Origin of the sequence: Candidatus Dechloromonas phosphoritropha, assembly GCA_016722705.1 — a bacterium.
Lineage (GTDB): Bacteria > Pseudomonadota > Gammaproteobacteria > Burkholderiales > Rhodocyclaceae > Azonexus > Azonexus phosphoritrophus.
In genome coordinates this window covers 1836063-1860019 of record JADKGN010000004.1, presented here as the reverse complement: position 1 = coordinate 1860019, position 23957 = coordinate 1836063, and the positions used below count along the sequence as shown (strand labels likewise).

Annotated in this window: 17 protein-coding genes and 3 pseudogenes; 13 read left to right on the top strand and 7 right to left on the bottom strand. The window is 57.5% G+C overall.

Annotation, left to right across the window (positions count from 1 at the left end):
* The first annotated feature begins 47 nt into the window (after positions 1 to 47).
* From IPP03_14745 to IPP03_14730, 4 genes are all read left to right on the top strand, one after another.
* The gene (locus IPP03_14745) at positions 48 to 830 is read left to right on the top strand and encodes a hypothetical protein (GenBank protein MBL0353842.1); all 783 of its coding nucleotides are present in this window, start codon (positions 48 to 50) and stop codon (positions 828 to 830) included.
* A gap of 119 nt (positions 831 to 949) precedes the next feature.
* Positions 950 to 1594, top strand: coding sequence for a hypothetical protein (locus IPP03_14740; protein ID MBL0353841.1), 645 nt, complete (start codon positions 950 to 952; stop codon positions 1592 to 1594).
* Positions 1595 to 1946: 352 nt separating this feature from the next.
* Complete coding sequence (locus tag IPP03_14735; GenBank protein ID MBL0353840.1) at positions 1947 to 3161, top strand: IS4 family transposase; 1215 nt, start codon at positions 1947 to 1949, stop codon at positions 3159 to 3161.
* 177 nt (positions 3162 to 3338) lie between these two features.
* The gene (locus IPP03_14730) at positions 3339 to 4748 is read left to right on the top strand and encodes an AAA family ATPase (protein MBL0353839.1); all 1410 of its coding nucleotides are present in this window, start codon (positions 3339 to 3341) and stop codon (positions 4746 to 4748) included.
* 671 nt (positions 4749 to 5419) lie between these two features.
* Here IPP03_14730 and IPP03_14725 read toward each other — a convergent pair.
* From IPP03_14725 to IPP03_14700, 6 genes and pseudogenes are all read right to left on the bottom strand, one after another.
* A pseudogene (locus tag IPP03_14725) lies at positions 5420 to 5596 on the bottom strand (transposase).
* A 19-nt stretch (positions 5597 to 5615) separates the two neighbouring features.
* Complete coding sequence (locus tag IPP03_14720; protein MBL0353838.1) at positions 5616 to 8411, bottom strand: DEAD/DEAH box helicase family protein; 2796 nt, start codon at positions 8409 to 8411, stop codon at positions 5616 to 5618.
* A complete protein-coding gene (locus tag IPP03_14715; GenBank protein ID MBL0353837.1) occupies positions 8411 to 11500 on the bottom strand; it encodes a DUF1156 domain-containing protein in 3090 nt (1029 codons plus the stop codon). The genes IPP03_14720 and IPP03_14715 overlap by 1 nt, the downstream gene beginning before the upstream one ends.
* 5 nt (positions 11501 to 11505) lie before the next feature.
* Positions 11506 to 12135: a DUF3780 domain-containing protein gene (locus tag IPP03_14710; protein ID MBL0353836.1), complete on the bottom strand. Its 630-nt coding sequence runs from the start codon at positions 12133 to 12135 to the stop codon at positions 11506 to 11508.
* A gap of 3 nt (positions 12136 to 12138) precedes the next feature.
* On the bottom strand, positions 12139 to 15288 hold the full coding sequence (locus IPP03_14705) for a DUF499 domain-containing protein (GenBank protein MBL0353835.1): 3150 nt from the start codon (positions 15286 to 15288) through the stop codon (positions 12139 to 12141).
* Positions 15289 to 15319: 31 nt separating this feature from the next.
* The gene (locus IPP03_14700) at positions 15320 to 15688 is read right to left on the bottom strand and encodes a hypothetical protein (GenBank protein MBL0353834.1); all 369 of its coding nucleotides are present in this window, start codon (positions 15686 to 15688) and stop codon (positions 15320 to 15322) included.
* 196 nt (positions 15689 to 15884) lie between these two features.
* Between IPP03_14700 and IPP03_14695 the strand changes: the two are divergent.
* The 6 genes and pseudogenes from IPP03_14695 to IPP03_14670 all read left to right on the top strand — a co-directional run bounded on the left by IPP03_14695 (position 15885) and on the right by IPP03_14670 (position 21015).
* Positions 15885 to 16097, top strand: a pseudogene (locus IPP03_14695) (type I restriction-modification system subunit M N-terminal domain-containing protein).
* A 53-nt stretch (positions 16098 to 16150) separates the two neighbouring features.
* Positions 16151 to 16699 (top strand): DUF1643 domain-containing protein, encoded by a 549-nt coding sequence (locus IPP03_14690; GenBank protein ID MBL0353833.1) that lies wholly within the window; start codon positions 16151 to 16153, stop codon positions 16697 to 16699.
* Positions 16700 to 16733: 34 nt separating this feature from the next.
* Positions 16734 to 18686, top strand: a complete 1953-nt coding sequence (locus IPP03_14685) for a DUF262 domain-containing protein (protein MBL0353832.1) — start codon at positions 16734 to 16736, stop codon at positions 18684 to 18686.
* Positions 18687 to 18777: 91 nt separating this feature from the next.
* Positions 18778 to 19818: a hypothetical protein gene (locus IPP03_14680; GenBank protein ID MBL0353831.1), complete on the top strand. Its 1041-nt coding sequence runs from the start codon at positions 18778 to 18780 to the stop codon at positions 19816 to 19818.
* Between the two features lie 262 nt (positions 19819 to 20080).
* Positions 20081 to 20731 carry a hypothetical protein gene (locus IPP03_14675; GenBank protein ID MBL0353830.1) on the top strand — a complete coding sequence of 217 codons (651 nt, stop codon included), beginning with the start codon at positions 20081 to 20083 and terminating at the stop codon, positions 20729 to 20731.
* 5 nt (positions 20732 to 20736) lie between these two features.
* A pseudogene (locus tag IPP03_14670) lies at positions 20737 to 21015 on the top strand (hypothetical protein).
* Positions 21016 to 21034: 19 nt separating this feature from the next.
* Here the strand turns inward: IPP03_14670 and IPP03_14665 are convergent.
* Positions 21035 to 21625: an NUDIX hydrolase gene (locus IPP03_14665; GenBank protein ID MBL0353829.1), complete on the bottom strand. Its 591-nt coding sequence runs from the start codon at positions 21623 to 21625 to the stop codon at positions 21035 to 21037.
* 181 nt (positions 21626 to 21806) lie between these two features.
* Between IPP03_14665 and IPP03_14660 the strand changes: the two genes are divergently transcribed.
* Genes IPP03_14660 through IPP03_14650 form a run of 3 tightly spaced genes read left to right on the top strand, consistent with a single transcriptional unit; the run spans position 21807 to position 23799 of the window.
* Complete coding sequence (locus tag IPP03_14660) at positions 21807 to 22727, top strand: metallophosphoesterase (GenBank protein ID MBL0353828.1); 921 nt, start codon at positions 21807 to 21809, stop codon at positions 22725 to 22727.
* A 32-nt stretch (positions 22728 to 22759) separates the two neighbouring features.
* Positions 22760 to 23116: a hypothetical protein gene (locus IPP03_14655; protein MBL0353827.1), complete on the top strand. Its 357-nt coding sequence runs from the start codon at positions 22760 to 22762 to the stop codon at positions 23114 to 23116.
* Entirely contained in the window at positions 23113 to 23799 is a 687-nt protein-coding gene (locus tag IPP03_14650; GenBank protein MBL0353826.1) for a hypothetical protein, read from the top strand. The genes IPP03_14655 and IPP03_14650 overlap by 4 nt, the downstream gene beginning before the upstream one ends.
* The last annotated feature ends 158 nt before the right edge of the window (positions 23800 to 23957 follow it).

Below are 23957 nucleotides of genomic sequence, written 5' to 3'. Positions count from 1 at the left end.
AAATGACCATGCGAATCATTGAAGCCGAAACCATCAACGAGGCGGCACTGATAACCCGCGACGATTCCGCACCCGTAGCGCCGACAGGAAACTATGAGCCGGTGCGCTTCAACGCCATGAAGCACGGGATTCTTTCGCGGCTGGTTGTCCTGGCCCACGAAGATCATGCCGAGTTTGCCGACCTGCAGGCGGCGCTGATCGACGAACACCGACCCGCGGGCATGACCGAGCGACACCTGATCGAAGAATTGGCGACGATCATCTGGCGCAAGCGCCGTGTATTGCTGGCCGAAGGCGCGAAGATCAACGAGGGGTTGAAAGGTGCGGTCAACAGTGCAAAGTCGGTGATTACCTCAGCCGCACCGTTTCAACGTGGCCTCGCGAGCGAGAATGCCGACCTGCGCGAATTCATGGACGAAACACCGGAAGAGATAGCCGAGCGGCAGCGGGGCGCGGCGCTTGATCTGGCGGCAACCCGGAAGGCGGCGGCGATACTTCGCAAGGGTGGGCCGAATGCCTACACCAAAGCGCGGCGGGCGCTGATTCAAGAATCACGCGACTGGTGGGATGACAATATCGGCGAAGCAGAAGGAAAATACCCGGCGACCGCCGAAGGACTGGCCAAGTTCATCCGCGATTCAATGGAACCGATTTGTTTCCAGATGGCGCGGGAAGCCCAGTTCACACCGGCGATCAAGGCGCAAACCTTGGGCGAAGGGCTGCGGGCGCACGTGTTGGAGAAACTCAACCGCTACGAAACGCATCTTGACCGCAAATTTGAGCGGACACTGGCGATGATTTTGAAGCTGAAAGACCTTCGTGGTGCATGAAATGGAACACCATCAAAACTGGCCAAATGCTCGGCGTAGCAAGGCACACGGCCAAATTCAGCAAAAACGATACTGCAAACTTTCCAAATGATTTAGGCAAATCTTGAAAGGAAAAAATCATGAGCGGCTTTGGTAGCGGACGGCGGGGTGGAAAAGACACGACCGACGATATGCGACCGCTGGATATTCGGAAGCTGCAACGCGATGGCCTGCTGACACCGGGTCGGACCTTCAGCTGGCAATGGACGGTCAACGGCAAAGAGGTGGCCTCAATTCAGGCGCGAACGGACACCGACCGCGTGATCCTGAGCTATCAAAATCGAAGCAACGGCGGCGAATGGCAGGCGATGGAATACCCGGTTTATCTGGAATGGACGGATTGCACCCTTGGCGGGCGGCGGGCGTGGTTTCTCTGTCCGGGGCAAGGATGCGGGCGGCGCGTGGCAATTCTCTACAGCGGTCGCGTGTTTGCCTGTCGGCACTGTCACAAGCTGAATTACCAGTGCCAGCGGGAAACCGACGGTGATCGAGCAATGCGGCGGGCGGATACCATCCGGCGGCGGCTTGGGTGGAAAGTTGGGATAGCGAATCTGGAAGGCGGCAAACCCAAGGGGATGCACTGGCGCACCTTCTGGCGATTGAAAGCTGAGTACAACGCTTTCGCGATGGCTTCATGGGCCGGGGTGGCGCAACGGCTGGGGATGGTGAATCGGCGGCTAGATGCCTTGGGCCTTGATCTTGGTAACATGAACCGCAATGGTTGAATCTGTTTCGCAAAATTCGGTATCGAGCCGAGGAGTGTCGTTTCATCCGTCGCGAGTCAGCATCCGGCCATTTTTTGCCGTTCGTCATTGCCCAAAACCGGTCATTTGAGAGGCCGATTCATTCAGAAACCTGCCGGACAGCTTACACATTTAACTCGGCTTGAGCGATTACATATCTCGAATGCTTGGGAGTTCAACTCCAATCCTCTTGACTTAGCGATTTGTCATCCAGTTCGGGTAACTTCGCAATCTGGCTGTGGTAGGATACAATATAACCTGTAACTAATTGATATAAATAGGCTTTATATGACGGCCTAAATATGCCAATATCGTTTCTCGGCTGACGGACTACATTCACGGTGCTGATTTCCTTGCCGCCGTCCGACGCGAGCCTCGGTTTTTCACCCGAAACCGTGAGTTGCCATTCACGAATCTGATCGCATTCCTGCTCACCGGTATTCGCGGCGCAGTTCAGGCTGAGCTCGATTCCTTCTTTGCCCTGCTTGCCGGAAGAACCCGTCTGTGTCGGGTGATCACGGCCAGTGCCTTCTCGAAGGCGCGTCGCCATCTGGTCGCCAATCCCTTCGATCCGCTCAATGCGGAACTGTTGCGTCTGGTCGATGAGGTCATTCCTCAGCAGCCGGACTGGCAAGGCTTGCGGGTCTTGGCGGCGGATGCATCGAAGGTTCGCCTGACCTTGCTTGACCCAGAAGGGCGACGCCATATTCGGGAGGCGGTGATCTTCGGTTTGTTTCGACCAGGGATCGAGTTGTTCGACTCGCTGATTTTGCACAGTTCGCTGGTCGGCGAACGTCAGATGTTGTTTGAGCGGCTTGACCGGCTCGGCGCCCAGGACATGCTGGTGCTTGATCGGGGATATCCGGGGGCCTGGCTGGTCGCTGCGCTGCTGCATCGGGGTATCCCCTTTTGCATGCGCTGTGATTCGTCCGCTTCTTTTTCCGCCATCACCCAGTTCATGCGATCCGAACTCGATGAGGCGCAGGTGACATTGCCGCCACCCCACCGTCAGGATGCCATCGACTATGAGTGTCCGCGGCAGCCTTCTACGGTTCGTCTGATTCGTCAGGTGACGCCGACTGGTCAGGTACGGGTGTTGATGACGTCTTTGCTTGATACCTCGCGGTATCCGGCCACAGACTTTTCGGCGCTTTATCACAGTCGTTGGCGTATCGAAGAGGCGTTCAAGCGCATCAAGCACCGGCTCAATCTGGAGCACACGTCCGGGCTGACTTGGCTGGCCGCCTGCCAGGATGTCGGTGCCAAGATGGTGGGTGACAATCTCAATGCCTTGGCCTCCTATTTGGCTGCCGAGGAGCGGCTGCCCGGCGATTCGCAATGGCGAGTGAATCGGACGCTGGCCTTCAATACCGTACGTCGTATCTTGCCTCGAGTCTTGGCAGGGGTGCAGAAAATCACCACCAGGGTCACCAGGGAAATCTTCTCGGAAATCGTCAAAAACCTCCAGAAATTCATCCCTGATCGATGCCGACCTCGCCCAAATCAGCGGAAAACTCACTTGTCCCATGCTTATAAACCTGCCGTATGACCTCGTGCTAAGTTGAGAGGATTGAGTTCAACTCCCAGTCAGTTACCGGCCATTCCTTGCAGTTCAGTCACGAACTGTACGGCGAGCATCTAGACCTACACCATACTTAAAAACAGCTACTATACTTTCGAAATCAGACAACAATCACATTCGCACCTGTCGAGGACAACCACAACTATGCTAGAGAGAATCAGCGCGACAAATTACCGTAGTTTCCAGCACTTTGATATCTCATTAGCGCCAATTACATTATTTGTTGGCCCTAATAACTCAGGAAAATCATCAGCACTATCAATTATTAGACTGCTCAGTCAAACTCTAGAAAGTAACGATCCTAACGTACGACTTTTGTTAAATGGTGCCAAAGGTGATTTTGGTACATATAAAGATCTAATACATGGCGGGATAACCAGGAAGCACCTAGAAATAAAATTCTCATTACGAATCGATGACCGTCATATGCGATTGATTCCAACCGATGAGCTTATCACATACGATCTTCACTACAAATATAGGTCTTCACTTAAAGAGATAATCTTAAAAAAGTTGGAGTGCTTTGCAAATAACGAACCACTGCTAATCGCCGAATTCAATGAGGATTCTGAGCGTTTTCAATTACGTCGCGTTGGGAGGAGCGAGATTTCACCCACACTCCGTTCAGAGTTAACTCTAAGAGCTCTCGAAGTCCGAAACTTCCTACCTCGAGCGGGCTTCGCAAACTTTCAAGAAAAAGGGAACGAACTGTCAAAGTTGATTGCCGAGAAAGTTCGCAGAGCTAGCCGTAATTCAGTTTATGCAGTCCGTAGCTTGCAGTCCATTGAATACGTTGGTGCAATGAGGATCCCGCCCTCAAGAACCTATCTCTTCTCTGGAGAGCGACGTCTCAAGGTTGGCGCCAATGGTGAACACGCCATAACAATGCTGGCTATGGACTCCATGCGACGAGGCAGAAAGTCTCGAGGAATTAGACAAAACGTAGTGAATTGGCTGCAAATCGCTGGGATTGCGTCAGACATTAAGATCGTCCACTTGTCTGATCGTTATTTTGAGGTTCATATCCAGCACCCAATAACAAAAGAGTACGCAAATTTTGCTGATGTCGGTTATGGCAACAGCCAAGTAATTCCTGTATTGGTTGCCGGGTTAAATGCAGAAGGTGGAGACACTTTTATCGTTGAGGAACCGGAAATCCATCTTCATCCCAAAGCCCAGGCTGAACTAGGGGATTTCTTCTTAGACCAATTCAAGCGCGGCGTTCAGTCAGTTATCGAAACCCACAGCGAACATATGATTGTTCGCCTACAGCGCCATATCGCACAAGGAAACCTTCAGCCGAAAGACGTGCGCATCTATTACGTTCATCCAACGAGCTCTGGAAAAGAATTAATTCCACTCGAACTCAATGCTCAAGGAATATTCACAGCTGAATGGCCGGGAGGATTTTTCCCCGAAAGACTTGCCGAAGCCAAAGAACTCGCTATCGCGCGAGCCAATCAAAATGGCTTCGAACCTGAAAGGCCTGACGCTTTCGGAAAACATAAAGAGAAAATAAAACAATCAGACGTAACTCGGGGCTCGGAAAAATGATTGTGGATGCTAATGTTTTCAAGGGGTACTACGAAGCAGTGTTAGGAAGGCGACACTCTCTATGCGGATGCCCACAGGCGCTCATATCAAGCGCAACATCACAATTCCCCATTTTCCATGATCTCGATGGAATCGTCGAAGCAGAATGGAGGCAAGTTGTAGACTATGAATGGTTTGATGCTTGGCTATCCGATAACCTTCAACGCGGGAATATTCAGTATGCCAATCCAATCAAGGACCGGGCGCTAGAGAAATCTCTGAAAAGTCACGGATTCCCTACTGGTCGCGACATTGTTTACGTGCGACTTGGTCTTGCTAACGTTAGTGTAATCGGAAATGCATGTAATTTCTATACTGAAGACATTGACTTTTACGATCCTGCGCTCAAGAACAGTTGCTCAAAAACTCGTCTTAAATTAATTAGTTCTTCAGGCGGCCCGATCCCGAAGGTCCTAAAAAAGAGAAAAATCATTGCGCAGTGCGTTCCGTAAATTGCAACGCAACCTTATAGCGTTCCTTAGTCGGTCCTGCAAAATTCAGCTGAGCACCCCGTTCAAGCGGAAATTCTGATTGCTCGAATTGAATCGTGAATGCTCGTCGTTGATGAGCAGCATCAGCGCCAATAAAGGTGGGCGCAAAAAAGCAGCCTTCAGGCCCAAACGGAGCATGTCCCACAGCAACCAGCGCAAGTTGTAACCGGCGGCACACAGGACTGCATGCAAGGCATCGCCCAATTGCCCCTGGAGCCAGCAGCGATCCATCCTGTGGTCTGACTTGAGGTGGCCAATCGCCGGTTCCACCGCCTGTCGTCGCTTGAGCCAGCGACGCTGCTGCCTAGTCAGTGACTTGTACTCCCGAGTTCGACAGTTACCACCCCCGCGACAACATCTCCTTCATGCTGAACCCATTCAGCACTGACGAACAGGTTTCCCAGTCGGCGTCTTCCACCTTGCTGTATTTCGCGTCGAATGGATTGCGTGTTGCCGTGGTCCGGTCGATGAGTTGATTGGCGGCTTGTTCGTCGTTCATTGCCACCTGCACCCACACATCTTCCAGCGTGTCGGGGATCTGACCGAAGAGGTCGTGTATTGCTTCGAGGCGATCAGCCAGTACCTGATGAACGCGGTCCTCGACGGAACCTCGGTAGCGCAGATTGGCGATCCAGATTTCATTGCGTGCCTGCCCAATCCGCTGGATGCGGCCTTTGCGCTGTTCCAGGCGAGTTGGGTTCCACGGCAAGTCGATATTGATGAGGGTGCCAAGACGCTGAAGGTTCAAGCCCTCGGAGGCCGCATCGGTTCCCAGCAGAAGTTTTAGGTCGCCCGAGCGAACGCGGGCTTTCAGGTCATTGCGGTCGCAACGCTGGAACCTGCCGTTGCGCCATAAGCCGGAGCGGTTGCTGCCGGCGTAAAGGCCAATATCCATGCCGGTGAATTCGGCACGTTTGGCCAGTTCATCACCCACCCAGCGCACGGTGTCGTAATACTGTGAAAATAGAATGCAGCCCAGATCGAGCCAGCTTCGAGTGACACCGGGGTAGGTCCCGCGCAGATATCCGATCAACGCATCCAACTTCGGGTCGTTATTGCCGCCTTCACGCAGCAGTTGGAGGCAACGCTCGAGCGATGTCCGCTCTGCGTCGGTGAAGTTCTTGAAGTCGCTGACGGCCTGCGGTGGCCGCCCGACCTGGACCGGCACTTCTTCCTCGGCGTCGTCTTCATCCTCGTCACTCGTGTCGTCCGGCTCTTCGCCGAGCAGCTTGGCTACCGTGCGGCGGCCCGCCTCCATTGAACTGCCCAGGCGGCGCAGAAGCAAGGTTTTGAAAAACCCGGCGCCCCTTACCCGTTGCTGGAGCAGTTGCGAAAAATTCTCGGCCTCCTGATATGCATCGCGCAGATAGCTGCCCAGATTCAATGCGCCTTGGTCGTCCTCGCCGAACAGCTTCACCGTAACCTTGGGCAGAAAATACCCGCCGGTGGCTGGATTGATGGTCGCTTCCAGATATGCCCGGGTACGGCGCACAATACAGCGCAGCAGCGGATTGAAATTTTCGCCATAGTGCGGCAACAGGCCGTTCTTGAGCTGAACGCGCTGGATCGCCGTCGAGAGCTGATTCAGGCTCTCCGGGTTGAATTGCCAGCGGGTATCACTGGCACCGAGCGTGCGACGAATGCGCTCGAAAGCTGGGTCTTCAAACCGGGACGGCAAGGGGTCGCGCACGTATTGCCAGCCATCATGCACGTTGGCAGTCGGAACCGCTGCATCGCCGGTGGCGATCTCCAGACAATGGCTCGGCCGAAACCATGGGCTGGTTTGCGTCCAGCCACCCAACACGCTTTCGTTGCCGTGGGACAGAATATGTAGCAGGTCCCACGCCTCGACCGGGTGCAGTTGCACCGGCGTTGCCGTCGCCAGCAGCATGCTCTTGGTTTTCGGGCCGATCTCGCGCAAAAAAGCCATCAGCTTGTTGGGGTCGGCTTTTTCGTTGATTTCGTCGGCATTGGCATCCACCTTGGGCACCTTGCGGCGACGGGCGCGGTGCGCTTCATCGACGATCACGCAAGTATAGCGGCGGCTCAACAATTGATTCACCGCCTCGCTCAAGCCGCGCACCACCAAGCCCTGCGACACCAGTCCGATCCGGCGCGGACACTTGCCGAGCGACTTCGCGCCCTCCGACGGATATTCCAGATCGTTCTCATCCACCCAAGCTTTGCCATTCCAGCGCGCCGAGGGCAGCAACAGCAGTTCCATCAATTCATCCTGCCATTGTTGCAACAGCGGCTTGGGCGCCAGCACCAGAATCGGTCCGCCGTCGGGGTCGTCCAACGCCATCAGCAGCGCCGCCATGGCCAACTGCACCGTCTTGCCCAGCCCGACCTGATCGGCCAGGACCAGCCGCGCGCCACCCAGCCGATGCCGCTCCAACGCTAAGCGGGCGAAATACTTTTGATGCGGCCAAAGACCCTGTTCGCGGCGATAGACCGGTGTTTCCACCGCAGCCGCAGCGGCTGCCGCTGTCGGATCAGTAATAGCCGGCAAGTCCGCCGGTTCGATCACCCGGCGCGAAATAATTCGCTGCACGTCCTGCACGATGAACGGGCAGCACGCCAGATCCACTGCGCGCGGGTCGTTCCACAAAGCAGCGAATTCTTCCTGCACCCAAGCAATCGTTGCCGGGTCGCTGTCTTCCCACAGCAACTCGTAATTTAGTTTCCATGCTGAGGCGCTTTCATTCACGCTACCGAGAAAAGCCGTGGCCGAACCATCGGCGCGACGCACCACTCCAGCTTTGCCGTGAATCAACCCGAAGGCTGAATCGGGCAGCACCCGCACTTCCATTTTCTTGCTGGTCAGGGCCTCAAAGAGTGCGCGGTAGCGCGGCAGAGCCAGCGCTGGCGCATCCTCCGGGCGACCAGCGCACCAGCTTCGGCGCAACGCGGCCTGGGCGGCGGCGGCGGTGATGAGGTCTTGCGGGTCGAGGTCCGAGTTGCAAATGATGCGCACCGGTCCGGCAACTTTGGAGATCGCTTCCGCCGCTACTTCAAACAGGCTCGACCGGAAATAACCCGCAATGCGGTCGTAGGACACGGCACCATCCAGGCGCTGCGCCAGAACCGTTTGGTCGAGGCGATTACGTCGACTGGAATGGCGCTCCAGCATCAGGCGTGATCGTTCCGCAAGCGTCCGGCCAGAATGCGGGCGGCTTCGGAATCGGTGATCCACTCGTTCATGCCTTCGGCGTTGCCCAGTGCGGCGAGCCATTCGAGCAGGAAAACGAAGCCCTCGCGCTTGCCCCAATAGCCCTGGCCGAAGGTGTCGCGCAGGTATTGGCGACCCGGTTCGGGGCTGTTGTCGGCGACGGCGGTTTCGCGGATGGCGAACAGCAGATGACGCAGGGAGGATGCTGCAAAGGGGTGCGGCGCAGACGAAGAGGCACGGCCACGTCCAGCAGGCAGGTTGTCTCTGGTGGCTTCACCGATGGGTGCGAGTCCGGCGGCAGCAAAACCGCTCGGGGTATGCATGCGGGCGCCGTTGGCTTTATCGCTCTTGAGCAGCGGCTTGATGCTAGTGACGCCGAAGCCGCGCGCCAGTTCCTCATACATGCCTTGACGGCGCTCGCCCCTGCTTTCGATGTCCAGCGCCCGTAAGTAGTAGCGTTCGACCAGCAATAGCTCGCGCCATGAGTTGTCGAGACCACGAGGGATGAGGGTGTTGCAGGCGATGCCCAATGCGCGTTCGATGACGACCTGGAAATCACTCTTCTGATTTTTGTCACGCACGGCAAATACTTCGTGCTCCACATCGCGGCCGTCGAGGTTGCCGTATTGGGTCAGCACCTTGAGCGCGGCAGCGTAAGCGGCGAGCTGGTAATCGGCGTCGTTGAAGTTGGGTTCGCCGTCCTCGTCCAGCGCCTGCATCGAGGCGATCTGGCGTTTCACTTCGTCTTCCACCAGCGGATAGACCTCGTCGAGAAAGCCGGGATCGTTGCCGATGCGCTTGCGCAGGACGAGACAGACGGTACCTTGCACGTAGTTGCCTTTCTTGATGCCTGCTGCTTCGGTCTCGGTACTGATGGTCCAGGCGGCGGTGGCCTTGAGTCCCGCCGCCCAGAGGATCATGCCGAGGTCGGCCCAGACCGCCGGGTCTTGATGGGTGAACATGACCATCTGCACGCCATTGTCTGGCATGTGCCGGGTGAGGTTCTGGTAAATCTCAACCATGGAGCGACGGAAGTCTTCGCCGTCACCGCGCACGGCCAATTCGGCACGGGCGTCGGGCGTCCACTCGGGGAATGCCTTGCCAAGTTGCTTGTCATACCACGCGAGGAAGAAATCGCCGAGTTCGTGGTAGTTCACCGCATCGGCGTAGGGCGGGTCGGTGATCCAGAGGTCACAGTCTTCGCTGAGGTCTCGGGCATCTGAAACGTTGCTGGAGTACTTTCCAACGAGGAGCGGAGAATGCTTCTCCATAATCCGCCATGAGACGCGCAAAGGCCCAAGAGGACGACAGCAGTAATTGAATAGCGTATTTAGCGCTTGATTGCTGAAAACATCTTCACCCTTATCGTGCGCAAGGCCAGTGTGCCAACGACAAAGTCTGGAGCTCCAGTTAGACAGGCGGCCGATGCCTAGCAGATTAGCCACCATGCAATGTTTATCGCTTGACAGGCTGACTGACTTCTCCGCCAGAAGCCCAATAATCAACAACTGCCTCGGCGTAAACAAATGATGCCAGTGGGTCCAGCCGCGCGTGCGAATCGGCTCGTCGGTCTTGTCGCCATTTTCAGGCATCGCCTTCGACGGAATAAAGCCCTCGCGTTGCCACTCGGTGAAGCGCTCGCGCAGCAGGGCGAGCACATTGGCTTCGCGGGCGAGATCGGCGGCATCGGGCGCGGCGTAGCGACGAATTTCCTTGGGCTTGCCATTCCTTCCGATTACAGTCTTTACCCAGCGAATGCAGTAAAGCCGCTCTTGAAATACGTCGCCCGTTCGGGGCACGACATCCTCATTGCTCCAATGACGCAAGCCATCGGGTCCGCGTAAAGCTTCAACCGCCCATGTGCGAGTCGGATCGAAGGGATCGAGTACTCTGCTGTCATCCACTGACGCATTCTTGGCAAGAATTTTTCGTTTCGAGTCACCTTTCCAGGCACCAAGCTCATCGTCTGAAACAATTTCGATTTCAGGTTGGAGTTGCTCGGCATTTGGACGACGCTGCCATTTGATGACAGCATTGACTTTTTCGCCTACCAGCCAACTGGGTGCGAGTGGGATGAAGTATTCGCAACCTTCTGGCTTGACCTCCACGCAGTAGAGGTAGGCATCAGCGCGTTCGCCGCGCTCGTTGTGTTCGATGCCCCACTCGGTGACCTGGCGGTCGGTCGCTTGCAAGGCTCCGGCCTGTACCCGCATCACTTCTTCCTGCACGTTTTTGCCACCGCCAAGCAGATTGAGGCTGGCCCAGGTGAGCAACCCGGCGACGGGGTTGAGATCGGAGCCAAATGCATCGCAGCCGATGCGGGCAGCCTCGAACGGAATCGAGCCGCCGCCGCAGAAGCTGTCGCCGACGCGGGGCGTGTGGCCGAAACTGCGCTGGCCAAGTTGTTCAATCAACTCCGGCAAACTGGTTGCGGTAGTGCCCAGATGCGCGTTGATTTCCGCCCATGATGATTCAGTTGGCCCTTGAACGTTTTCCGGTCGATCACAACGCGCAATCCGCCCGACATAGGGCTGCCGATTGAACACCTTCTTTTGAAGCTCATCAATGTAGCCATTAAGCTCCGAACCCAAGGCTTCCACTTCAGCCACGGCGGCGTCAATGGCGGCGATTGCGGCGGCCTTTGCCCTTTCGTCGCCCTTCGGAACGTCTTTTGACTGGTTGCGGACGTCTTTGACCTTTTCCTGTGCTAATTCGCAACGTCCATCCAATTCATTCCAATACTCGCGTTCAGCCGGTAACGAGCGCACCCCCAGTTCCGCTATGCTAAATCGCTCGCTTCGCTTCCATCGTTCAAATGTCCCGACATCGTCCATGGTAAGAATCTTGAGAAAAATCTCGCGGTCTCTTCTTGCATCGCTCGATGCTGGCATCAACATCCCAAGAATAGACGCCCTTACCAAGATCAGCGGCTTGCGGCCCCACCATTTGCCGAGACGCGTGAGCGTCTGCCCGTTGTTCGCCTTGCGCTCCTTGTAAGACTCAGCCGAGAGGCGGGCGATGGGAAATTGCGTTTCGATGAAGGCGGGCATGGTCTTTACAAGCTCAGGCTGAGTTGCGAATGGCCCAGCAACTCGCGGCGGGCTTTAGGCGAGAGTCCTTCGCCTTTGACGAAGGGGTTGTCGGCTATGGCGGCACGCAGCGCCTTGCGCCAGCCCACGCCCTTTTGCATGGCCTGGCCGGTGGTGGCGACAGTCATGGTGTACAACCACCAGCGCTCTTCCGGGGCCAGGGCTTCCCAGTTGTGCAGGGCGTTGGGAATGTCGTCCGGCGAGGCCTCTTCCACAGCCCAGCACAGGATGCAAAGCTCCTTGCCGAGCGAAGGATGCACCGGCACCGGCTTGCCGGGGTTCTTCTGGAACTTGGCCGCTGGCAGGCCGTTGGCGCGCAGGCGGCGGTTGGCTTCGTCCCAGAAAGCCGGGGCGAGCGCCAGCCAGCGGGTGCGGTCGATCAGGACACGTAGTGAGTGGTCGGTGGGTGATGGCGATTCCACAGTGCGTGCTCCCAGATGATCGAGATCGGCACCGCGATGTTCGGTGATGCAGATCATCTCGCTGGCAGCGCTGCCTTTCGGAATGTCGATCAAAAAACCATGGCGGGCTTCCTCGGGCAAAAAGCCGAGGCCGACGACCTTGCGGGTGTTGGCGGATACGGTTGTGCGCGCCATCGCTTATTGGCTTACTTGCTGTTTGACGTTGGCCGCATCGAATTGCTGGTTGGTCGCCCTGAGCCAGTCGAGCAAAGCCTGGCCGCTGGGGAAAGCGAGACTCCCCACGTTCATGCGCAGGCTGCCAGTGCTGACGATAGCCTGCAATTGCTCGGCCACAACCTTGGCGGCGGCGGCATCGTAGCCGCTCTCCAGCGCACCGGAATACTCGACGTTCTGCATGCCATCAGCGCTTTCGGCGGTGAGACTGATGTCGTGGGCGACAACACCCGAAGCCAGTTCCAGTCGTTGCAGGAAATCCCACACCGCGCTGGCATCATCGAGCCGAGCCTGCCGGCTCCAGCGGGCGGGCTGGATCAGATCGATCAGCGGGCGCGCCTCCTGCCCTCGTTGCGGAATGGTGATACGGACGACCTCAGAACTCAATTCATAGGCAGCGCAGACAGCCATGGCGCAGACGATGCGGCAAGTGGCCGGCACCCGGAAGGGACCGTCGTAGGTGGTCGCGCCGGCATTGGTAGGCGAGGAGCCATCGGTGGTGGTGCGAATGACGATGCCGTTGGCCCTGGGCAGGGCTAGCAGTTCGATCTCGTAGTGATCGCCCCGGTTGTGCAACTGATACTTGAGCCGCAGCTTTGCCGTCCATTCCTTGACCGGACTGACCCGCACCATGTCGGTGGGATCGTAGGCAAGAAAGCGGTAGCGCAGAGCGCTGGCTTCAAAGCGGGTGGGCGTCGGCACCGGGCTGGAGGCGCTGGTGGGATCGGCATCGCCTGTTTCAAAGACGAGGGCTGGCGCGTGCAGCGGTTCGATTTTCAGATAGGTATATCCGTCGCCGTCTTCCTGCACGGAGAGTTCGCGTATCGCAACCTCGGGCACGGGTGGTGGAAAGGGACCACGACGAACGTGATTGCCCTCTTCGCGCCAGAGTCCGCGACGCAGGCATTCGGCCTTGAGATCATCCAGCGCCAACAGCTTATGCAGCGGCCAGTTGGTGTTGACCGCAGCGGCCCGCTTGAAGTCGGACCAGAGGACGACCTTGGTGTCCGCCGAACCAAAGAGGCGGGCTTCGGCACGGGTGCGGAAGCTGTCGTCGTCGATCTTGGTGGTGAATTTCTGCGCACCTTCAAGCGTATGGCGCAGGGTGGCTTCGCCGTTCTGGTTGCCGGCAAAGGCAAGATCGGTGCCGGTGGCGCGCAGGGCCGCGTTGATCGATGGATAGACGATCTGGTCAAACGCTTCCTTGAGTGCGGCGGTGAATTGAAGACCGACGCGGTCGCGCAGGGCATCGAGCGCCCGCCACTGCGGATCGTCGGCAGGCGTGTTATCGGAGCGCAGTTCGTCGTCGATACTTTGCAGGGCGCGCGTCTGACGGGCCGAATCGAGTACCTTCTGGAAGGTGTCGCGCGAGCCGGTGAGAAAAAGGACGCGGTTCTTGTACTGCTGCTGCTCCCACCAGCCTTGCCAATCGGCCGAGATGGGCAACTGGTTCGCCTGAGCCCCAGGGCGCACAATAACCAGCGTGGTCTTTTCCTGCTCGACCTGAACTTCGTCGGGCGGCGGCAGCACCTTGACCACCTGGTAGCAATCACGCAGCGACGCGGAAAAATAGGACTCCAGATGTTCGCGCAACATCCGATCCACCGTTTCGGAGTGGAGCGAGAGCGCCGTCGAGCGCAGTTTGGCAGCCAGGTTCTGCTGATTCTTGAAGTACAGGCGACCATCAGTGGAGTTGTGCAGATACCAGGCGCGGGTCGCCAGTTTGTCGAGAACGTTGGTCTTGAAGGTGGAGAGGTCGCGGCCGGGACGTTGTAGGCAATCGACGAGCTGGTATTCGCGCAAACCGTGAATGGCGCCGGGCGTAGTGGATAGGGAGGCAACGAGAATCAGCTTGGCCGCGTCCGAGGCGTCGGAGTTGCCATTGACGAGATCGATCTGTTCGACTTCTGCATCCCCGCCGTGGGCAATGTCGTGGGCGATGGCGGAACTCAACGAGGGGTTGATGGTGCGAACTTCGGACGCCAGTTCATCCAGATTGAGATCGAGATCGTAGGGGTGAATCAGGTCAATGCTTTCCGCTTTCTTGGAACTCCAAAGATGGGAGACCACCATCTGCATCAGACGGATAACGCCGCGCGTTTGCTGAAAGCCTTCGTTCTCCTTGAATTTCGCCATCAATTCGCCCAGGTCCGGATGGAACGGGTAGGCATCGGTCACGCGGGCAAAGAGGGTTTCCGGCGAGGTCGTGGTCAGGTTCATTTGCACGGCTTCACGCAGGGCTTCACGGTATGCGCCTGCCACCTGCTGAATCTCTGATTCCGGCGCAACCTGCTCAAAAAGCCGTTTGCGCAGGATGTGATAGAGATCGTCGCCGTTGGGATTGACCGGCGTGATCGGTACGGCGATACGCCTAGCTTCCCCCGTGAGGCCCTGAACCGCGCGATTGAAGGCGGCCTCAAGGGCTGCCTGGCCACCGCTGAAATTTGATCCGGCCAGATCGGACAGCACCAGGCACACGTTATCCATGTCGGCAACCGCGACAAACAGGTTGGCCAACGCAGCGGTGGTTACCACGCCGAGATCGGCATTGCCGACCGGCACGGCGACCGCGTATTCGAGATAGGGTGGCAGCTCGTCAAGAAATAGCACCAGCGGATCACCGCCGAGCAACTGCTTCCATGCTTCTGGGCCGGGCGCACTGAGCAGGGGCGAGACGTAGCGGCCAAACTGTTCTGCCTTGCCGAGTTGATCAGCGATTGAGCCCCAGATGCCGCCAGGGGCATCGGTGCTTCGACCATTGAAGCCGGCGACACGACAGCGACCGAGATTCGGTGCTGGGTTTTGATCTCCACTGAGTACCTTTTTCCGCAACGCGGGATCACGCGCCAACAGCCCCAGTGCGATCATGCTGTGCGTTTTGCCGCCGCCCATCGCCTGGGAAAGCAGAAAGACCGAAGAACCTGCGCCGGCGCCACCCAGATGCCGGAATGCCCGATCCACCAGCGTGAGCATGCCGTTGGTGAAGTAGTTTTCCTCGAAGAATTCCGAACCATTGACCTGCCCTTTGAGGAAGGTATCGAGGTTGAGAACCGTGGCACGGCGATCCGCAGCGAATACGGATTGGCGAGGCTTGCAGAGGGAGTGGAGGCTCATGGTCGATTCGGGCGGAATAGGTTGATGGCGGTTATCGGATTTGTGTTCGTGCAAGTCCGTCATTGTCCGACAAAACCCGTGGAAGAGTGAGGGCAAGTATGCAAACTGCGATTTTTTGACGGCGATTCATCGACCAGGATTTGTCTTTGCGCGAAAGAACGCCATTTTCCCGTGTCAGAGGCGCCCCCGGTGAGCCAGCGGCAAGACTCGATCTGGCCTCTGCATCCGCCGGCAATTGTTTTTTCTGGGGTAGCGCCGCGCTGTAAAAGTTGTGACTTGGTCTGACACCGGTTGTCAGAATAAACGTCGCGGTTCGGCCGAAGTTGTTGAAAAACTCGTTTCCGTCGAAAAGGTTGGTTAGATAGAGAAAACCGACGTCCACAATCGCGCCATATTCCACGATCTCACCTCAAGGAATATAGTGACATACCCTAAAAAAATTCGATGTGGAGTTTTCCAACACAATCGGCCATGAGCCGACCCTCGCGGGCCTCGGAAATCGCGAGATGAACGTCAGCAGCACCCCGAAAAGTTGCCGTTCGTAGAGTAAGCTTTCGGCCTGCGCCGCCCGGCAGCGAAACACCAAAAAAACCCTTATGGCCATCAAGAAATCCGACCTCTACTCATCCCTCTGGGCTTCATGCGATGAACTGCGCGGCGGCATGGATGCCAGCCAGTACAAGGACTATGTCTTGTTCATGCTGTTCATCAAATTCATCTCCGACAAATGCAGAGACTACGATGGTTTTGAGCCACCCGTCACCATCCCACCGTGGGCCGGTTTCAAGGACATGATTGCACGTAAGGGCAGCGGTGCGAAAACACTCGGCGTTGCGAAGGTTGGCCTGCATGGAGGGCCTGCATGAAGCCCGACGTCCCGAAACACGACCCCGGAGGCAAGGTCCGCCCCGCTTGGCCGGCGGACTCGACCGTCACCGCCGTCTTTTCAAAGTGCCAGAAGTACCGTTACCAGCTTCGAGAGGTCTGGGACACGGCCAGGCCGCTCGTCCTTTGGCTGCTAATGAACCCCAGCGTGGCCTGCACGGATTACAGTGATCCAACTCTCCGCAAGACGGGGAAGTTTGCCCGCTCCTGGGGCTACGGCGGGCAGCTAGTCGGCAACGTCCACGCCTACCGTGCCACCGACAAAAACAGACTGCTGGAAGTAGCCGATCCCGTCGGCCCGGAGAACGACAGGATGATCCTTGAAATGGCGGCTGAGGCCCTGACTGTCGTTCTGGCCTACGGTCAGCCTCCGAAGGCCCTACGCCAACGGGGCGAGGAAATCGCCACCCTCCTCAGCCACCACCAAGGCCTCTGCCACCTGCGGCTTGCCCAGGACGGCACTCCGGTCCACCCCCTCTACCTGCCAGAAACCCTCATCCCTCAACCCTCCCGGATGAAGGCATGATCCAGGAACTCCTCACCGGAAGAAGACGACTGCTATGAGAATCTCCACAATCCTCGACCACATCGACAGTGGCCACATGGCCCTGCCCGAGTTCCAGCGCGGCTATGTATGGAACAGCGAGCAAGTGCGTAAGCTGTTCCGCTCGCTTTACCTCCGGCGACCCGTGGGTGGGCTGTTGGTTTGGGCCACTGAATCCAAGACTGCGACGCATCGAGGGGACGGACCACTGGCCGCCGGCGTGGTGAAGCTCCTCCTCGACGGCCAGCAACGCATGACCTCGCTTTATGGCGTCGTTCGCGGCCGGCCGCCCAAGTTCTTCGACGGCAACGCCAAGGCATTTACGGGGCTGCGCTTTCATCTTGATACCGAGGCGTTCGAGTTCTATCAGCCGGTCAAAATGAAAGACGAACCGCTGTGGATTGATGTCACGGAGTTGATGAAGAAGGGAACAGCCGGATTGGGAGAGTTCGTAACCCGTCTGAGCGCGCAGCCCATCCTGGTGACGAAGGTTGGCGATTACGTCGGTCGGCTCAGTCGGCTGCTCGGCATCACCGATGTTGATCTTCACGTCGAGGAAGTCACCGGAGCAGACAAGACGCTGGATGTGGTCGTGGACATCTTCAACCAGGTCAATAGCGGAGGCACGAAGCTCTCCAAAGGCGATCTGGCGCTGGCCAAGATTTGCGCCGATTGGCCCGAGGCCCGCGATACAATGAAGGCCAAGCTCAAAGAGTGGGCCAAGGCGGATTATCATTTCAACCTCGACTGGCTTTTGCGCTCGGTGAATACGGCGCTGACCGGGGAAGCGAAGTTCCAGTTTCTCCACGAGAAGAGCGCGGCTGAGATTCAAGACGGTCTCAAACGTGCCACGAAGCATGTGGATACCAGCCTTAACCTGATCGGCGGGCGTCTGGGACTCGATCACGACCAAGTTTTCTTCGGCCGGTTTGGCGTGCCGGTGATGGTGCGCTACCTCGACCAGCGCAGCGGGCCGATGGATGTGAAGGAGCGCGACAAGCTGCTGTTCTGGTTCGTGCAGGCAGGCATGTGGGGCCGCTTCTCGGGCTCGACAGAGTCGTTTATCGATCAGGATCTGGCGGCACTTGAGGGGCCTGACGGGGGGCTTGAAAAGCTACTTGAGCAATTGCGGTTGTGGCATGGCGGCCTGCGCGCCGAGCCAGGACATTTTACGGGTTGGAGCCTCGGCGCACGCTTTTATCCGGTGCTGTATCTGCTGACGCGCATGGGCGAATCACGGGACTGGGGGACTGGCCTTCCGCTCAAGTCCAACCTCCTCGGCAAGATGAGCCGGCTGGAAGTGCATCACATCTTTCCCAAGGCGCAACTCTACAAGCGAGAATTCAAGCGACCCGAGGTGAATGCGCTGGGCAATTTCTGTTTTCTCACAAAGGACACGAATCTCGACATTAGCGACCGCCTGCCGGAGGAGTATTTCCGCGAAGTCGAGAAGACCCACCCCGGAGCGTTGGCGTCGCAGTGGATTCCCACTGATCCGGTGCTGTGGAAGGTCGAGAATTTCCTGGCGTTCCTCGAAGCCCGTAAGGTGCTCCTTGCCGCTGAATTGAATCGCCGCATGGAAGACCTGCTGCACGGTGATACCCGCTGGCTGGCCGGTCCAGCCGCCGCCGTTCCCGTAGTCGCTGCCGCGAGCGGCGGCATTGCCAGCGAGGAAGAAGAACAGCAGCTCGAAGCCGTGAATGATTGGATAAAAGCACAGGGGCTTCCGGCCGGGATATTGAGTTACGACTTCGCCGACGCCGCCACCGGTGAGCAGAAAGCGGTGTTCGACCTAGCCTGGCCGAACGGCCTCCAGGAGGAATTGAGCCAGCCCGTGACGCTCTTGCTGAATGAGGGCACGGAGACCATCGGCATCGCCAGTCAGGCGGGCTTCCGATGCTTCACTTCGGTCTCTGATTTTCAGCGTTATGTGCAGACGGAAGTCTTGGCAGAAGCCCTTCCGGCATGAACGATATGGGCAACCCAGCGCGAGAAACCCATGATGGCGCCCTCAAACAGGGCCAGATGCAGGAACTGCTCACCGGGAGAATCCGCCTCGTATGAAAATCGAGCGCATCCACGGAAAGGATTACCGGCTTCCGGGAAACCTGAGCAGCTTTCAGGAAGGTTTGTATGTCCACCTGATTAACTGGAAGTGGAAGCACATCACAACCGAACCAGGTCACTCCAGAGGCATCGCATACGACGCCATCCTGCCCGATGAGCACATGCGGCAGGAGGCAATGCCGCACCTGCACTCATCGTTATTGGGCAATCTGTCCGTGCACCGACAGCGAAACCGTTTTCGCATCCACTCGCATTTCTATCACATGGCGAGTTCGCAGGCGGCGAACATCAATCTATTCCTGCCCGTGCTGCACCACACGGCAGCCAGTGACATCCTGATTCATGTCAAGCCGGACTTCGCGTCACTAGCGACGGACCAGCTTGACCACGGTTATTGTCTGGAATTCTGGGGCGGGAATTTCGGATCTGATGCGGCCGACCGTGGCCCGTTGGGTGACAAGTCAGGGAGCCACGGAACAGACTCAGATATTGCCATTGCCTACCGCAACCGGGAGGGTGAGCTCTGCCTTTGGTTGATCGAGCACAAGCTTACGGAAAAAGAGTTTACGCCATGCAGCGGACCCAGGAGCAAGGACCGCGACAAAGCGCGGCATAACTGCGAGAGCAGTTTTGCCGACATTCTGCGGGACAAGCGAACCTGTTTTCATCACGATTTTGGCAAGCGGAAGTATTGGGACATCACCGAACGCAACCGCAGCATCTTCGTCAATCATGCCAACCATGCCCAATGCCCGTTTCAAGGCGGAATGAACCAGCTCTGGCGCAACCTGCTGCTGGCCTTGGCGATGGAGCAGGATGAAGGACAGCCGTACGCCCACGCATCATTCTCGGTCGTTAAACATCCGGCGAATCCGCATCTGGACGAATCCCTCGATGCCTTCAAGGGCCTGATTGGTGACTCCCCGAAATTCTCCGTCTTCGACTCGGATGCTCTGTTGCGGGCGGCGGAGGCGGTTCAAGACGACGCTCTCAACCAATGGACGCATTGGTATCGAGAGCTCTACATGCTATGACCTCACGAGTGCTGACCCACATAGATGCGGAATTGCCCCTGCTTACCTATTGGCTGGCCAAGAACAGGGCGTTCATTCAAAGAATGTTGCATGATCGCTTCGTCGTGAGGGCGTGACTCTCATAACTCCGACTACCAAATCAAATATGCCACCTCCCTACCAAATTCCTCACTGGAATGTCTTCGCTGCCATCGCACACGCTCCCGCTGGGCCGATTGGATACATCCCGGCAACTTGGGTTGCAAATAGAGGCTTGGCCGGGGTGCCTGCGGGCACGATCCCGCTGCCGACACATCGTCTGGATCGCGCCGCAGTGCGTGCCATCTGCCAGAATCCGGCGAACCCGGTATTGTTTGGCTATGCGTGCGCGATGGCATGGGGCAGTCAAGGTGCTCGACCGGGCGGCGCTAACCATGTCGCGGCGGCGTGGAATGCGAATGCGGCAATAGCCAATAGGCTAAGCGCGCTGCGTGCAGGTGGCCTGCCGCGATGTGCCGCCTATAACTTGTTTCTCGGCGCTGGGGCGGTGCCAGGTCTCGGACCAGCTTATTTCACCAAACTGCTTTACTTTTTTAGTCCCGATCCGGATTTCTACATCATGGACCAGTGGACGGGAAAATCGATGAATCTGTTGACCGGCAAGCGGATTGTTCGGATGAGTGGGGTTGCGGTATCGAATCTGAATACATGCGGAAGTTATCAGGCATATTGCGAGGAAATTGACGCGATGGCGGCTATGTTAGGTGTCATGGGTGATCAGATTGAAGAGATGATGATGTCCAAGGGAGGACGCCATCCTTGTCCTTGGCGAGCGCACGTGCGCGCCAATTGGCCACACAATGCACCAACAGCACGTTACAACCGCCCTGCAATGTACGCAGCTTATCCCCATATTCCCTTAACCTGTTTCTAAAACTCATGCTCGAACAACCCCGTTCCGAACGCCGCACGCAGAATCGCGTTATCGCCCTGTTCACCGATCCGGCGCGTCCCGACTGCCTCGGCTACCGTTACCTCGGTGAGTGGAACAGGTGTGAGGACAACCGCAATATCGAGACGGCGCTACTGCGGGACAACTTGAAAAGGCGCGGCTATTCCGACGCCCACATTTCTGCCGCCCTGCAAAAGCTATCGGCCGCAGCGGATGCTACCGGCGTCACGCTGTATCAGGCCAATCTGCGCACCTACCAATTGTTGGCATTACTGCCCGCGACGATCAATCAGACGAATCCCGGCGTCTCCTGAATAGTTTTGCGGGCCTGAACGCCCCAGTTTTCATTTCGCCGGGAATCGCTTCAACGACTTCACGGTCATCCAGTCGCCGCCGGAAACTCGACTTGTCCAGTCGATGGCCGAGCAGCGCCTCACAGCAGGATTGAAGTTCCCCAAGCGTAAATTGCTCTGGCAGGAAACCGAACGGCAACTGCAACTCGTCAATTTCCCGCCGCGTTGCGTCGACCGCCGTCTGTATCAGCGCTGCGTGATCGAACGCTAGGGTTTTGTCAGTCGCAGCCTCATCGGCAATTCGCCATTGCAGTGCCTCTATGCGCTTGCCAGCCGCTGGGGCGATCGACTCGACCGGCACCATCGCGCGAAAGGCAATACTCAAAGCCCAAGGCGCCCGCGGGTCTCGGTCCTTGCTGCCGACCGCCGTCAATTGACGCAGGAAAGGAAGCTTCGTACCCAATCGTTCCATCGCCACCCGTTGCGCTGCATCGTCAAGATCCCGATCCCGGTCAATACGCAACACCCCGCCGGGCAGCGCCCATTGCCCGACATGCGGTTCCCCGGTGCGCTTGCCGAGCAAGGCCGACAGCCTCCCGTCGACGATGGACAGGACGACCAGTTCGATGCGCACAAAGGGCATCGGGTAGATCGGCGCAACAGTCGTTGCCCCTGATGCGGATATTTTGTTCGACATAGTTGTATATAGCCACGAAGTAAATTATAGTTCGTAGTGTAATGCAACGAAGTTACGGAGGCAATTCATGGACTACGACATCATCGCCGATATACACGGGCAGATCGGCAAGTTGGAAGCGCTGCTCAAGAAGCTGGGCTACCGGATCAAAGACGGCACCTGGTGTCACCCGCAGGGGCGCATGGCGCTCTTTCTTGGTGACCTGATCGATCGCGGGCCGGGGCAAGTCGAGGTGCTGACCATTGTCCGCAACATGACCGAGGCCGGCAGTGGTCGGACGATTCTGGGCAACCACGAATGGAACGCCATCGGCTTTGCCACCCGTGATCCGGAAAACGGCGACTGGTTGCGGCCACGTACCGAAAACAAGGTCAAGGAGCATAGGGAGTTTCTGGCTCAGGTCGGTTGTGACTCGGATCTCCATAAGGAGCTGGTCGACTGGTTCAAGACCCTGCCGCCCTTCATTGACCTCGGCAACATCCGGGTCTGCCATGCCTGGTGGAATCCGGAGAGTATCGCCAAGGTTGGTGAAGCAATGGATGCCACGGGCAGGCTGGACGAGTCGTTCATGATCGAGTCCTTCCGCAAAGGTAGTGAGCCATGGAAAGCCATGGAAGCGGTGACCAAGGGCTACGAGATCAGGCTGCCAGATGACTGCTTCTTCCTTGACCACAACGGTGCGCCGCGCAAGGATATTCGGGTGCGCTGGTGGGATGACAGTGCGACGGGATACCGGGCAGCGGCGCTCGTACCGGAAGGAGAGCGCGAGCGGATACCCGACATCCTGCTGCCAGACGACGTCAAGCTCGGCGCGGTGGACAACGTGCCGACCTTCGTCGGCCACTACTGGCTGACCGGGACGCCCGGCGTGCAGAGTCCGACGGTGGCGGTGCTTGACTTCGGTGCCGGCAAGGCCGGGCCACTGGTGGCTTACCGGTGGTCGGGCGAGTCAGAGTTGAGTAATGAGCGGTTGGTCTGGGTAGCCTGAGCAAAGTCGCTTCGCGGATCGGAATTGCCACTATGACGACGATGAAGCCGGAAAGTATTGCCCTGATCAGCGGCGGGCGCCCCGAAAATCTCGGGAAGACCGTCTTCGTCGTCGGTTACCCAGATGACCCGCGCCTGCCATGCCTGGGTGGAAAGGGCGTCCGGTGGGATGTGCAGATGCTCGCCATGCCGCTGCTTGGTGCCGACGGCGAGGAATACCTTCGCGGGGCGATTGGCGAGCGATGCCTGACACTGCTCGATGTGCCGGAGGATCAGGCGATGGCGATGCGGGAAAAGGCGTTGGCGAAGCTGTTCGAGCGAATAGTGGAGGAATTGCTTCAAGAGGATTTCGGGGATGATGACGCTGTCGACCAAGGAAAACTGCCATGAGCAAACTGACCCATCCCAACTTTCCCCAGGAAGTGACCGAGAAATGCGCCGTCGATGAAATCATTCCCAGACTGGGCTTCGTGGGCAAGAACGACGTTCATCTCCGGGAATTCGATGGAATCCAGTTTTCGATCGGTACCTGGATCGGGTGCTACATGCTGTCCCGAGACGGGCGGGTTGAGAAGAACACCGCGACACCGCCCCATGAGACTCTTGTGTTCTCGCCTACTTCGCCCATCGAGTTGATGGCGACGATCTATCGTCTCTGGACCGAAGTTTTCGGGGATAGGGAACCGCAAGACTCCTGTCTTCGTTTGGGTAAGCAGTGGCTCGATTACCAGGGCGAACTCAAGCGGCTCATTCCACCACCGCCAACACTGTGGGCAGAAAGGGAGTTCCTGCGGCACAGCCTGAACTACATCGACAAGCAGCACGATTGGGCGGAAGAAGATTACTTGGTGAAGTTTTCCAGTCTGCCGGGGCAGCTACGGATTGTTGCCAAGGAGACCGAACTGTTTTGCCCGGCGCGTGGAAACTGGATTGGCGAGGTCAGCATTTCCGCGAAGGAACTGTTCCGGAATCTGACCAAACGCTTTATTGGGCCGGCGGTGATGCTCCAGATCGAAGCCGACAAGTTGCGCATCGACAATCGGGTGCTGCGGGCAAAATGGGGGGAACCCTGAGCGAACGAAGGCAACTAGGAAAGCATGAAATGAATTGCTGAAAACTGGACTTGATCTGGCAATCATTGTCAGATGAGTCACAACTTCCGCACTTGATGACCTGAGCCGCGAGGGTTAAGTCTGTTTCGTGAAATCGGAAAGTCGGCGCTGGCCGCACC